Below are 13,582 nucleotides of genomic sequence, written 5' to 3' on the forward strand. Positions count from 1 at the left end.
CCGGAAGACAGTCCCTTGGCCAGGGGCATGAAGTCGGGAGCGATGCCGTACGTCAGCGAACCGAACCATTCGCCCGTGCGACCGAAGCCGCAGATCACTTCATCGGCGACCACCAACACATCGTACTTCTTGCAGATGCGCTGGATCTCCGGCCAGTAAGTCGCCGGCGGATCGATACCACCACCAGCGCCCTGGCACGGCTCGCCGATGAATGCAGCGACGTTGTCCGCACCCAGCTCCAGAATCTTTTTCTCCAGCTCGCGTGCCGCCTGCAAACCAAACTCTTCCGGCGTCAAATCGCCACCTTCCGTGTACCAGTGCGGGTGCACGATGTGAGCGAAGTGCGGCAGCATCTCATGATCTTGATCGTGCATCGGCGGCATGCCACCGAGGCTCGACGTCGCGACAGTGCTGCCGTGATAGCCCCACTGCCGGCCGATGAATGTGCGCTTGGTCGGCTTGCCACGCAGCTTCCAGTAGTAGCGCGCCAGACGGATCACCGTGTCGTTGGCTTCAGAACCGGAGTTGGTGAAGAAGAAGTGATTCAACCCGTCAGGCGTCAGTTCCGCCAGCACGCGGCTCAATTCGATCTGACTGGGCGTCGAAGTCTGAAAGAAGCTGTTGTAGTACGGCAGCGTCTGCAGCTGTTGAGTGGCTGCGTCGACCAACTCCTGCCGGCCATAGCCGACAGCCACACACCACAGCCCCGCCATCCCATCCAGGATTTTGTTGCCTTCGTTGTCCCAGATATAGCAGCCTTCAGCGCGCGTGATGACACGCGGCCCCTTCTTGCCCAGTTCCTTGGGATCCGTGAATGGGTGCATGTGATGCGCCCGGTCCAAGCCCTGCCATTCCTGAGTGGTTCGCACGATCGCTGACATGATCAAATCCTCTTGCCCTGGCCAAGAGAATACGTCGCTGCCGGGCGCCGCAAGTTGCAAAGCTAGACGAGTTGCGGTGTTGATCCAGCACCGCTTTGCATGCGTCGTCGTAGGATTTCGACGACCGAGTCGAATGCGCGCCGCGCGGCTGCAGAACTCGCGACATGACCCATGAAGTTGTGCGCCAGGTTCGCGGCACACACATACTCGACCGGTGTCCCCGCCTGCGCCAGACGACCAGCGAACGCTTGCCCCATGTCTCGCAACGGATCGCACTCCGCGGTCACCACGATCGTCGACGGCAATCGGGAAAGATCGGCGGCAAGAATTGGTGACGCCCTGGGATCGGAGGCGACACCGGCGTCGTGCAGATAGCTGCGTGTGAACCATTCCATGACGCTGCGATCGAGCAGATATCCGCTGCTGAACGCGTCGATCGACGGATAGGTTGGACCGCCGACGTAGGGTCGGAAGTCAGTGACCGGATATAACAAGCACTGTAGCGCGATGCTCGGCCCGCCACGATCCCGTGCAGCGAGACAGACATTGGCGGCAAGATTGCCGCCCGCGCTATCACCCACGACGCCAATACGTTGCAAGTCGAAGCTGAGACGCACCGCGTGGCGACTAACCCAGTCCATCACATCGATGGCATCGTGCACAGCCGCCGGAAACGGGTGCTCGGGCGACAGGCGATACTCCGGAAACAATACGGCGCAACCGAGCTCTTCCGTCAGTCTCATCGACTGGCGCTCGTAACCTTCAGCGTCTCCCAACACGAAGCCACCGCCGTGGAAATAAACAATCAACGCAGTGGGCGCGTCGTGCGACTGCAGCGGTCGGTACAACCTGGCTGAGATCGCGCCCGCGCGACTGGGAATACTCAACTTCTCTACGCGACACTGCGTCTTCGGCGGCAGACTGCGAAATCGATAACGTTCGGTATACGCCGAGCGCGCAACGCCTATCGACGGCTCTTCGAATGGAATGCGCCAGCGAGCACGATTCTCCTGGGCCATCTGGACGATCTCCGCATCGAGCCGAGGCTCGATGCTCGGCACCGGCCCGGTCATGTCGCAGGCTCCAACCTGCGAGTCAGCGGTTTACGCAACAACAACATCGCCACCAGGCCCACAGCCGCCACACCGGCGTGCAACAGCCAGAACTTCGCCGGCGGCAATGTTTCATAGAAGCGTCCCAGCCAGCCACTGAACACACCGCCGATGAAGATTGCCAGATAGCACGCACCGAGCATCATCGCATTCACAGCAGCCGGTGCAGCCTTGGAGACCAAGGCGAAAGTGATCGGCCACACGTAGAGATAGCCGATGGCCCCCAACGCGTGGAAGATCATGGGCAGACCCAACCCGACTTGGCCGTTGCCCGCGACCAGTTCACTCGCGCTCAACAGCAGACAGCCGACGGCAAACGAGGTGCAACCAATCGCAATCTTGCTGAGGTCGCTCGGCTCCGTGCCTCGGCGCGCCTGACGTTGCCACAGCCAGATCAAGGCCGGACCGATCAACAGCACCGCCGCCGTATCGATGGCCTGAAACCAAGTCACTGGAATGGTGAGATCGGCCCCGAGCGCGCGATCGACTCGGTCACGCAGCCACAGTGGATACACGTTCCACACCTGGCTTTGAGCTGCCCAATACAATGAAGTGATCGCGATGATTCCCGCCAGCGACAGCACCACCTTGCCCTCGCCCGGCTGTAACGTCGGACGGTCAGCGGCCTGCTTGATGATTTCGTCCGCCGGCAGATGCTCGCGGCCGACGATATAAATCGCCGTTGCCAATAGCATGCCGATGCCGGCCGCACCGAAACCATAGTGCCAACCGTAGAGTTCTCCCAGCGTGCCGCACACCAACGGCGCGAGGAACGCGCCGGCGTTGATGGCCAGGCAATACAGAGAGAAAGCAGTATCCCGCTGCGGATCGTTCTTCGAATACAGCGCACCGACCTGCGCGGCCAGATTGCCCTTCATCAAGCCCGAGCCCAGCACCAACAGCAGCAGTGCATAAAGAAACGCCGCTTCGATGGCCATCAGAAAATGGCCGAACGCCATCAATACCGAGCCGGCAATGACCGAGCGCGTACGGCCGAACAGCCGATCGCCGAGAGAACCGCCGATCATCGGCGAGAAGTACACCAGACCGATGTACAACCCGAAGATCTGCGAAGCCAGCGCCTGGGTCGACAAAGGACCGAACACGCTCTCCAGCAAGACCCGAAACTGTGCAAAGCCGCTGACGTTCTCGATGATGCCGGGATTCAGCAGATAGCCGGTCATATAAAGAATGAGCAGCGCCTGCATGCCGTGGAACGAGAATCGCTCCCAGCCTTCGGCGAACACGATGTAAGCCAGGCCACGGGGATGACCGAAGAAGGTGGGCCGTCCCGTGTCACGAATTTCGACGCTGGAAGCTTCGATCACTGCAGTCATGCGGTACTCATTCTGTTGCGAAGTCATCGACCGCCGGCAGGGGTGTTATCCACCAGCCGACGCGGTAAGGCAAATGCCAGCACATAATCCCCGAGCGTCGTGCCGAGCCGCGCATGTCCGCCGGCGGCGATCACGACGTACTGGCGACCGTTTGCTACATAAGACATGGGAGTTGCCTGGCCACCAGCAGGCAAGCGTCGTTTCCACAACTCCTCGCCACTACGAGTATCGAAGGCGCGGATCGCATCGTCCATGGTGCCGGCGATGAACGTCAGGCCGCTGCCGGTCAGCATCGGGCCGCCGCGACTGGGCGTTCCCCAGCGCACCGGAATCGGTAGCGGCGCCAGTTTTTCGATCGAGCCCAGCGGCTGCTGCCACACGATTCTCTGGTGCTCCAAATCCACTGCCGTCAGCATGCCCCACGGCGGCGCATTGCATGGCGCACCGAATGGCGACAGCAGATTCTTGGTAAAGCCGTGGCGGTACGGACCGGTCGCAGTCTCATCGGGATGCGAGTTCGGCGCGACTGCAAGCACGTTGGCCGTGCGATTGGTGCTCACGACCAGCAGTCGACGCTCGGGGTCGTACGCGCGCATGCCAAGGTTCGGCCCGCCGATGAAGGTCGGAAAGAACACCGTCCCCTGCTCGCTTGGCGGCACATACAGTCCGCCGCCCCGATAGCGTTCGATTTCCTGCCGACACTTGCCTCGATCCCAAGGGGTGGCGCCCCAGGCATCCGCTGCCTTCAAACCGTGCGGCATGAGTGCCGGCATGGTCGTGGGAATAGGCTGCGTCGGCGACGAGTGCTCACCGGCCAGCTCGCTGGACGGAAACGGTCGCTCCTCCACCGGAAACACCGGCACGCCCGTCTCTCGATGAAGCACGAAGATCAACCCTTGCTTGGTGAGCTGCACGACCACCGGCACCGTTGCACCCTCGATCTGCAGATCGATCAGGATGGGCGCAGTCGGCAAGTCGTAGTCCCACAGATCGTGATGGACGATTTGATAGTTCCACACCACCTCGCCGGTCGACGCACGCAAGGCGACGACGGAGTTGGCGTAACGATTGTCGCCCGGCCGCAGGCCGCCGAAAAAATCCATCGAGGCGCTGGAGGTGGGCAAGAACACCAGATCGCGTTGCTCATCCGCGGACATATCGGCCCACACGTTGCCGCCACCGAATCGTTTGCCCTGCGGGTCGGTGCGGCTTGGCCAAGCGGTGTCCGCCAAGTCGAGCGGTACCGGCTCAAACGTCCACTTCAGCGCGCCGGTGCGAACATCGAAGGCTCGCACCGTGCCCAAGGGCCGATCCGACAAGTAGCCATCGAGAATCGCCGAACCGAAAATGGCCACGTCGTTGACGATGATGGGTGGCGCGTTGAACTTCACCACTTCCGGCGGCTGTTCAGGGTTCTCTGAAAACCGCACGCGAACTTCACCGTTCTGCCCGAACTGTTCGCAGCGCTTGCCGGTGCGGGCGTCGATGGCGAGGATGCGCTGATCCTGAGTGCCCATGATCAAACGCTCAGCGCAGACTGCATCGCTGGGCGCCTGTCGATCACGCCATGACGCGACCCCTCGACAAACGAACTTGTTGTGTTTGAAGTCGGCCTGCACTTCCGGATCGAAGACCCAGCGCTCCGTGCCGGCCACCGGATCGAGCGCGATCAACCGGTTCCAGGGCGTGCAGACGATCAGCGAACCACCGGCCAGGATGGGAGTGTTGGCAAAATCGCTGGACTGAATCTGTTTCAGCGGCCGTCGCTGCATCTCGCCAGTGCGATACAGCCAAGCCAGCTCCAGACTGTCGACGTTGTCGGCCGTGATCTGTGCGACTCGCGAGTACTGAGTCGCCGAGGCATCTGCAGCGAAATGCGTCCAGGGCTGTTCGATAGTCGCTGCGCCAGGCGCTACCGGCTCGACGGTCGGAACACTCAGATCGGCACGCAAGCTGAGTGAGCCCGCGACCCATAGCATCGCGAGCACAGCAACGACGGCGAGCGTGGCGCGAAGTATTTTTCCCGGCGGCGGCATCGGGACCAGCGCCTCAGGCCGGAGCCATGACGGCTTTGATTTCCAGAAACTCCTTGAAGCCCTCGCTACCCCACTCGCGTCCGTTCCCGGATTGTTTGTAGCCACCGAACGGCGCGGCGATATCGTAGGCAGCGCCATTCAAATGAACCATGCCGGTGCGCAGCTTCGCAGCCACTCGCATTGCCCGATTCAAGTCCGCCGACTGCACATAGCCGGACAGTCCGTACACGGTGTCGTTGGCAATGCTGATGGCTTCGGCTTCGGTGCGATAGGGAATCATCACCAGCACCGGGCCGAAGATCTCCTGCTGAGCGACACTCATGCGGTTATCGACATCGGCAAACACCGTTGGCTTGACGAAATAGCCGCGCTCCATGCCAGTCGGACGACCGACGCCGCCGGTGACCACTCTTGCTCCTTCTTTAGCACCGGCCTCCAGCAGCGCCTGAATACGACCGAACTGCGCTTGATTCGCGACCGGGCCCATTTCGATGCCCGGCAGTTGCGGATCGCCGATAGTCACGTTCTCTGCGACTTGCTTGGCGATCTGCACCGCGCGTTCATACATCGGCTCCGGCACCAGCATACGTGCGGGCGCATTACACGACTGGCCACTGTTCAACACCATGGCACGCATCCCGTTGGTAACCGCAGTGGTGAGGTCCGCATCGTCGAGAATGATGTTCGCCGACTTCCCGCCTAGCTCCTGCGACACTCGCTTCACGGTATCCGCTGCTGCCTTAGCGACCTGGGCGCCGGCACGCGTAGAACCGGTGAACGAAACCATGTCGATCAGCGGATGGCGCGCGAGCGCCTCACCCACCGACGGTCCTTCACCGTCGACCAGGTTGAAGACACCTTTGGGCACACCCGCTTCAACAAGAATCTCGGCGAACACATGCGCGCTCAGCGGCGCCACTTCGCTCGGCTTGAGCACGACAGTGCAACCGACTGCCAACGCCGGCGCGACCTTGCAGCCGATCTGATTCAACGGCCAGTTCCAGGGTGTGATCAAACCGCACACGCCAATGGGCTCGCGGATCAGCCGCGTGCGCCCGTGCTGTTCCTCGAACTCATAGCGCTTCAATACATCGAGCGCGGTTTGCAGATGCCCGAGGCCGAGACCAACTTGTGCTTGCTCGGACAGCCACAGCGGCGCACCCATCTCGGCTGAGATGGCTTGAGCGAGTCGACCGGCGTTGCGTTTGTAGGCCGCGATGACTTGCTCGAGCAACTCGATACGCTCGGCCCGAGAGGTTTGCGAGAATGTTTCGAATGCTTTGCGTGCCGCCTGTACGGCCGCGTCGACATCCTCCGGCGTACCCAACAGGATCTTGCCTACCGGCTGCTCGGTCGCCGGATTGATCACGTCCTGCTCGCTACGTCCAGCGGGGGCATGCCACTCGCCGTTGATGAAAAACTTTCTGCAGTCGTACATCTGAAGCTCCGAACTCATGGCTGCAAGACGATGCGTGCGCGTGACAGCTCGCTCACCTTCTTTTTGCTGAAGGCAATGGGGAACGCTTCGTTGCGCCCCCAAGCTTCAGCGAGATCGCCATAGTGCGGGCTACCGACCTGCGACTCGTTGCCCGGCGTGTTGAGCCCGACGGAACGATCCCAGTCCTGCACATCGAACACGTAGCTGATGGACGCGCCGGTGTCCTGGTCCGCGCCCTTCGCTGTCGGCGAGCCGGTGAGCATGATGGTGTAGAGATCGCCACCGCGTGGGACCGACGGAATATCCAGCAGCGAGGCGTTCTCCGGCGTCCACAGCGGATGTTTGAACGGCGCCTTGTGAATCTTGCCCCACTGCCACTGCGACGGATCGTTGCCGAGCAGCTGACGCAAGTTCTCCAGCCCCTGCTCCATTGCCGTCACCAGAATCCGATCGCGCTCGGCCTGTGGGTCGGCACCGAAGTCACGATCCGGGTTCTGCAGCCACTGGATCAAGCGGCGCATCTCATACTTGTTGTAGCTACGCGCGGCTTCCGGCAATTTCTTGGCGTACACCAGCGGGCTCAGCTTGAGCTGCCAGTACTCGTAGATCGATGCTGCAACCGAATCGACTCGGACCTGATAGTCCCATTGCAACAGTTGATCGATCGCCGCCTGCACTTCGGGCTTGTTGGAACGCGCATTCTTCAGCAGCGGCACCAGCGAGCGTGCCGGAATGGTCAGCACGTCGCCCTGCATCTGTTGCAGATCGCTGAGGCTGAACTTGCGGTCTTGGCCCAGCAACTCGACGATGCGCTCGTAGCGATACGGCGAAAGGTATTCGAACGCAAAGTCCGGTGCTTTCACGCCCGGGAATACCGACGGAAACACATTGTTGTTGGCCGAACCATAGAATCCAGCTTCGCGATTGCGCGACTTCGGCAGTTGCTCGACCGGCACGTAACCGTCCCACTCATACTTGCCCTCGTGGCCCGGCACAGGGAACAAGCCATTCCAGTTCGGACGCTTCGGGATCAAGCCAGTCGAGACATAGCCGAAGTCGCCGTTCACATCGGCATACACCAGGTTGTGCGCGCCGTACCAGGCATTACCGGCGGCCTTGGTGAACTCGTCCCAATTCTTTGCCTGCATCAGACCAAACGAACCGTAGTAACCCTGACCGCCGATCTCGTAGCCAGTCCACCGCGAGGCGTAGGCACGATTCCGCGCGCCATCTTCGTGAAGCAACGGGCCGTGACGGGTCGTCTTCACTTCGAAGCGCACCGGCGCAGCACCTTTGACGGCGATCTGTTCCACGTCGATTTTCATGTCATGCCACTGGCCCTTGTGCAGATAACGATTCGGATTCTGCGGGTCGGTGTGCTCGACGTAGACGTCCTGTTGATCGCCGTTGATGATGGTGAACCCCCAGGCCACATGCTCGTTGTGACCGATGGTCACGCCCGGCATGCCCGGCTCGGTGGCGCCAATCACATTCCAACCGGGCGCCACCAGGTGCACCCAGTAACGCAAGGCCGGGTTCTGCACTTCACGATGCGGATCGTTGGCGAGCAGCGGCATGCCGGTGGTGGACTTCTTGCCGCCCACCACCCAGTTGTTGCTGCCCAAGCCCCGATTGATATCGCGTACCGGCAGCAGCGCTTCAGGCAATTGCGAAACTGTTGCGGCGGCGGGCTTGAACGAGTAGTCAAACGCGTTCGCGCCGCGAGTGATGTTCATGATGTCCGGATTGATGTCCGCCAGATCGAGGCCTTCGGGCAGCTCGAGTTGCGTAGGCGGATCGGTCAACGTCACGTCTTGCGCCTTGGACAGGCCCATCGACTTCACCGCCAACGCCCGCGCGATCTCGCTTGAGCCATTACGCGTCATCGACCACACCGGCATACGGCTCAGCGGGGTCTGTGCAGTCCAGGACGGCTCAGGCAGGAAGCCCGACAGCTCGAACTCCACGGGTACTTGGTTCTGCGCGATGGCTTGACGGATCGCAGCGTTCACGCCTTCAGCAAACGCGGCGAAGATCACTGGACCTTCGGGATGATACTTGCGCATCTCCGCATCCCAGTCGCCACGGAACTTCATGACGCGCGCGAACTTGTCTCGCTCCACATACTTCGGGCCCAGCACTTCGGCGAGCTTGCCCTCGGAGTTTCGACGCCACAGCTCGATATTCCACATCCGATCTTGAGCAGCGACGAAGCCCTGCGCGAAGAACAGATCGTGAGTGCTGCTGGCATAGATATGCGGAATGCCCCAACGATCACGCACCACTTCCACTGATTTGCGCAAGCCGGGAAGTTTGAGCTTGCCATCGTGCTGTGGCTGGCTGGCACTCACGCGCTCTTTCAGCGTCGGCACTGGATCTTGCTTCACGACCAGCGGCGCTTTGCCAAAGAACTTGGCCGGATTGACGTTCTCGATCCGCTGCTTCTTGCGGCCGGCGGCAGTAAGGAATGTCACTTCTACTGTGACAGGCGCGGTGCTCGCGAGACCGAAATGAACTGGAATCACGCTTTGTGCCGAGTAGCCTTGCGTTGGCGACACAAGCCGTGCACCAAGCAGCTTGCCGCTCGCGTCGAACAGACGCACTTCGGAGCCGGCGCGAGTTGCGTGCCCCTTGCTATCCAACACCTGAATCTGCAACGAGCGTCGGCGCAGATTCTCCGCCAGATCGTTGCGTAACAGCGGATGGCCGCCGGCCGGGTTGTAACTTTCCGCCAGCGCGATATCCAGGTCGCCGTCGTTGTCGTAGTCAGCCAGGTGCGCACCGTGATCGGCACCGTGCATCACGCTATCGGCAGCCAGCACATCAACGAAGCGACCGCCCTGCACTCCCGAGCCGCGATTGATCAACAGACGATCGACGGCTCGATACTTCGGTCCTTCTTGCACATAGCCGGCGATGAATGCGTCGAGCAGGCCGTCGTTGTTGACGTCGCCCCAGTCCACTCCCACCGTGGTGCGCTTGCCAGTGATGCCTTCGCTGGCGGCGACTTCGCTGAATTTGCCGTTGCCCTCGTTCCGATACAACAGATTGGCGCCGTAGGCTGACGCATAGATGTCGAAGTCGCCATCGTTGTCGTAGTCGCCGACACCGCACATGGTCGCGCCCTCGTCGAGCGTGCGGTTGGGCTGATGCATGTTGAGTTCGACCGCGATGTCTTTGAAGACGCCGCCGTCGTTGCGATAGAAGCCATCCTTGTCGCTTTGCTGATTGGGGATGAACACGTCCAGGTCGCCATCCTGGTCGAAATCGAACCAGCAGGCGCCGACCGTGCGGCGTGGATCCATCAAGCCGACCTTGGCGCTCACGTCGGTGAACTTGCCGGCGTTGTTCTGGAACAAACGGTTCGAACTGAAGCGCTGGGTGACGAACAGATCCAGGTCACCGTCGTTGTCGTAGTCGATCCAGTTCACTTGCCGGGACGCAGGGCCAACGGCCGCAACCCCCGCATCCTTGGCTACATCGACGAAGGCTCGCTCGGAGTCGTTACGAAACAGCATGCTGCTCGCGACGATTTCACCGGAACGCCCCATGCCGCCGCCGCGCGCCGACGTGGATGCGAACAGGTCGGGATCGCCGTCATTGTCGAAGTCGCCCCAACCCAGGCCGCGCACTTCGAAACCTTGCGTCGGCAGTCCGAGCTGCGGACCGATGTTGGTGAATACACCTTTATCGTTGCGATACAGACGAATGTCGCCGGTGCCGAAACCGACCGCCAGATCGAGATCGCCGTCGCCATCGAAGTCCGCCCAGGCGCTGGTCAGCGCACCGCCAGTCGCAAAGGTCTCTGGCTGAACGCGCGTGAACTGAGGTGGCACAGAGTCCGCCGCGCTCGTCCCACTTTGTATCAGGGCCGCGACCGCAATCAGCAACACCTTCGCACGCAAGTCAGCCATGAATCGCCCCTATCTAGTTGTGTGTGATTGCGCCACTGTCGTAGTTGTACTGCAGTGGCGCCCACACACTGGGTGCATATCTAGTTAGGCTCCGGTGACATTCTCACACCAGCGACTCATTGACCCGACCATGATTCGTTCCAATCGATGCCGCGATAGTCTTGCAGCTCCCAATAGAACTTGGTGCGCGGGCGGTTGTAGTTGCCGATCTCGTTCATGCTGAGCGAGTCGTACAACCGGCCGTTGAGCATGGTGTAGCGAACCGTGTTGGTGTTGCGGATGTCCTCGAGCGGATTGGCGTCGAGCACGATGAGATCGGCGAGTTTGCCCGGCTCGAGCGAGCCCAGCTGTCGGTCGAGCATGAGTGTCTTGGCGCCGTTGGCGGTCGCCGTCCGCAGCACGCGATGATTGCTCATGCCACCTTCTGCCAACAGCCACAGCTCCCAATGCAGCGACAACCCCGGCACCTGTCCATGCGAGCCGGCATGAATGGTGACGCCTGCATCATCGAGCTTCTTGATGGAACGCGCCGCCGAGCGGAAGCCGATCTCCCAAATCTCGGGCGCAGCCTTGACTCTCGTCATGGCGCGCGCGTAAGGCGGCGCCGAACCCGGCACTGCCAACGCACTCGAACTGCTCGCATGCAGCTCCATGACGTACGCACGAATCTTCGGATCCTTCCACGCCTCGTTGCTCTCGTAGAGATAGCTCTCGCCGAACAGCTCACCGAACAACACCACCAGCGTCGGCGTATTCGACGTGTGGCCGTTTTTCATCAGCTGCACGATGTCGTCGTAGTACGTGGCCAGCGGCAGGTTGTGCTCGAGGTTGGTGTGGCCGTCGAAGATCTCCGTGAGATTCTCGTAGAACTGACCTTCGCCTTCGGCATCGACCATGATGCCGAACTCGTGACCGGCCTTGACCAGCATCTGCCGCTGCTTGCGAGTCGGCTGGCGATAGCTTTTGACGAAGGTGCCGCCGAGCGCGCGCTTGCGCATCATGATAGTGCGTGCATCGTCGTAGCTTTCGATTGGCACATACGACGAATCGACCATCTGCGGACGACCATACAGCGCCATGCCGGACGGAATCCAGCGCGGGCTGACGGTAACACCGGCCAGATTGGTCTCGTTACTTTCGTAGGCCAGCTGCTCACGCGAGTAGGGATCGAAGTTGGTGGTGACGCCGTAAGACAGCTGCGCATAGCGCGTCGACTGTTTCTGGCCCACCTGGCCGATGCCGATACAGCATTCGGTGTGACCGTGCATATCCATCAGGCCTGGCATGATCGTCTTGCCGGTCGCATCGATGATCTTCGCGTTGGCGGGTATCTTGACGCCATCGCTCGGACCGACGGCGGCAATGCGATTGCGCTCGACCATGACAGTGCCGCGCTCGATGACTTCCTCGCCGCGCATCGTGATGACGCGCGCGTTGGTAAACGCGACCACGCCTTCGGGCTTATCAGTGCGCAACGTGAGGCCGAACTCCGTCACCGGCTGCCGCGCCTTCGCATCGGCGCTGAAAAAAGTCTGGCTGCCGGCTTGGAATAACGCAGGCCCGAGCGTCCAGTAAAGCGACGAGGAATCGTTCGACCAGGTCAGCGAGTAACCGCCACCACTCGTGAGCTTGGCGACGGCCGCGGCATCGCTGTTAGCCGACACTCGTAGCGGCGTGCCGGTGTGCCGGTAACGCATCACGTAGTACTGCTGACGCTCGCGGAACGCGATCCATTGCTCGTCGGGGCTCAAGCGCAGATCGAGCGTGTCGACATCGGCCGTGTTCGCCAGCTCGCGCTCATCTTGACCGTCCAGGTTCACGCTCTTGAGAATGCGAACCCCGGGAGCAATCAACTTCCGCACGATGCCACCGGACGATCCCAACCGAGTGAAGATGATGCGCTTACCATCGGCCGAAAAGCGCGGCGCTTCGTTCCCCAGGGTGAGGTAACGACTCTCCCCGCCCGCCACGGGCACGACATAGATGCCCGGCTTGATGCGAAAGCCACCCATGAGCTTGTCGCCCGAATGGATGCGATACACCAGTTGCTTGCCATCGGGCGAGAAGCTGGGTTCGCGAATCAAACCCCGGCTCGTGATGACGGTGCGTGCAGTGCCTCCGTTGGCTGGGATGACTTTGAGAGCACTGCCCTTCTCATCGTCCCACTCGACATAGGCGATGAATCGACCATCGGCGGAGCGGCTCGGTTCGAACTCGAAGGCCGTGGCCTTGGTCATGCGCGTCGGCGTTCCCTCCGGCAAGGTCTTTTTCCAGAGCGAGCCCACCGCCGTAAAGACGATGCTCTTGCCATCGTTCGCAGGTGACAACTGCCGCACGTTGCGGACCGTGAACTGTTCCGGCGCTAGATCCTGACCGAAGCGCGGCGACTTCGTCAGCTGATGAGTCGCGGTGGCGCGAAAAGGAATCTCGACAGCATTGCCGCTGTCCATATCGATCCGATACAACTTGCCCTTGCCCCAGATCGCCACGTGTCGATTGTCCGGAAACCAATCGAAGCGAGGGTAGTACGCTCCCTGCGCACCATAGGAAGCGTCGGCATCTCGATCCAACTGGTCATACACCGGCTGCTGCGCGCCGCTGGCCAAGTCATAGGAGAACAACACGGTCTTGTCCTGCACTCGACGCACGAACGCCAGACGCTTACCGTCACGCGAGACCTGTGGCGCCACGGCGCCACCGAAGCCATCGATGAGCTGGTCGACCTGTCCCGAATCCAGATCGAGCCGACGCACGCCATAGTTCATTTGATTGGCATCGAAGTACACGAACGCCGGCGCCACCAGGCGCTCGGTGTAATAAAGAAAGCGACCATCCGGAGACAGGCGCGGCTCCTCCACGTCGCG

General features: G+C 61.2%; 7 protein-coding genes. All 7 read right to left on the minus strand.

Features of this window, described 5'->3' with window-relative positions; all coding sequences use genetic code 11:
- A partial coding sequence (locus JNL55_RS02820) for an aminotransferase class III-fold pyridoxal phosphate-dependent enzyme (RefSeq protein ID WP_293848981.1) occupies positions 1 to 881 on the minus strand: 881 nt, incomplete at its 3' end.
- 62 nt (positions 882 to 943) lie between these two features.
- Complete coding sequence (locus tag JNL55_RS02825) at positions 944 to 1,954, minus strand: alpha/beta hydrolase (protein ID WP_293848983.1); 1,011 nt, start codon at positions 1,952 to 1,954, stop codon at positions 944 to 946.
- Positions 1,951 to 3,330 (minus strand): peptide MFS transporter, encoded by a 1,380-nt coding sequence (locus JNL55_RS02830; protein ID WP_293848984.1) that lies wholly within the window; start codon positions 3,328 to 3,330, stop codon positions 1,951 to 1,953. Before JNL55_RS02830 ends, JNL55_RS02825 begins: the two co-directional genes overlap by 4 nt.
- Before the next feature lie 23 nt (positions 3,331 to 3,353).
- On the minus strand, positions 3,354 to 5,366 hold the full coding sequence (locus JNL55_RS02835) for a pyrroloquinoline quinone-dependent dehydrogenase (RefSeq protein WP_293848986.1): 2,013 nt from the start codon (positions 5,364 to 5,366) through the stop codon (positions 3,354 to 3,356).
- 13 nt (positions 5,367 to 5,379) lie between these two features.
- Positions 5,380 to 6,804 carry an aldehyde dehydrogenase family protein gene (locus JNL55_RS02840; protein WP_415922989.1) on the minus strand — a complete coding sequence of 475 codons (1,425 nt, stop codon included), beginning with the start codon at positions 6,802 to 6,804 and terminating at the stop codon, positions 5,380 to 5,382.
- A gap of 14 nt (positions 6,805 to 6,818) precedes the next feature.
- Positions 6,819 to 10,718 carry a penicillin acylase family protein gene (locus JNL55_RS02845; RefSeq protein WP_293848991.1) on the minus strand — a complete coding sequence of 1,300 codons (3,900 nt, stop codon included), beginning with the start codon at positions 10,716 to 10,718 and terminating at the stop codon, positions 6,819 to 6,821.
- A gap of 116 nt (positions 10,719 to 10,834) precedes the next feature.
- A partial coding sequence (locus JNL55_RS02850) for an amidohydrolase family protein (RefSeq protein WP_293848993.1) occupies positions 10,835 to 13,582 on the minus strand: 2,748 nt, incomplete at its 5' end.

This window comes from Steroidobacter sp., from assembly GCF_016790065.1.
Taxonomy (GTDB): domain Bacteria; phylum Pseudomonadota; class Gammaproteobacteria; order Steroidobacterales; family Steroidobacteraceae; genus Steroidobacter.

What these genes read in the sequence shown, in the direction of transcription:
- JNL55_RS02845 (WP_293848991.1), bottom strand. Translation starts at nt 10,718, where the DNA reads ATGGCTGACTTGCGTGCGAAGGTGTTGCTGATTGCGGTCGCGGCCCTG.
- JNL55_RS02825 (WP_293848983.1), bottom strand. Translation starts at nt 1,954, where the DNA reads ATGACCGGGCCGGTGCCGAGCATCGAGCCTCGGCTCGATGCGGAGATC.
- JNL55_RS02840 (WP_415922989.1), bottom strand. Translation starts at nt 6,804, where the DNA reads ATGTACGACTGCAGAAAGTTTTTCATCAACGGCGAGTGGCATGCCCCC.
- JNL55_RS02835 (WP_293848986.1), bottom strand. Translation starts at nt 5,366, where the DNA reads ATGCCGCCGCCGGGAAAAATACTTCGCGCCACGCTCGCCGTCGTTGCT.
- JNL55_RS02830 (WP_293848984.1), bottom strand. Translation starts at nt 3,330, where the DNA reads ATGACTGCAGTGATCGAAGCTTCCAGCGTCGAAATTCGTGACACGGGA.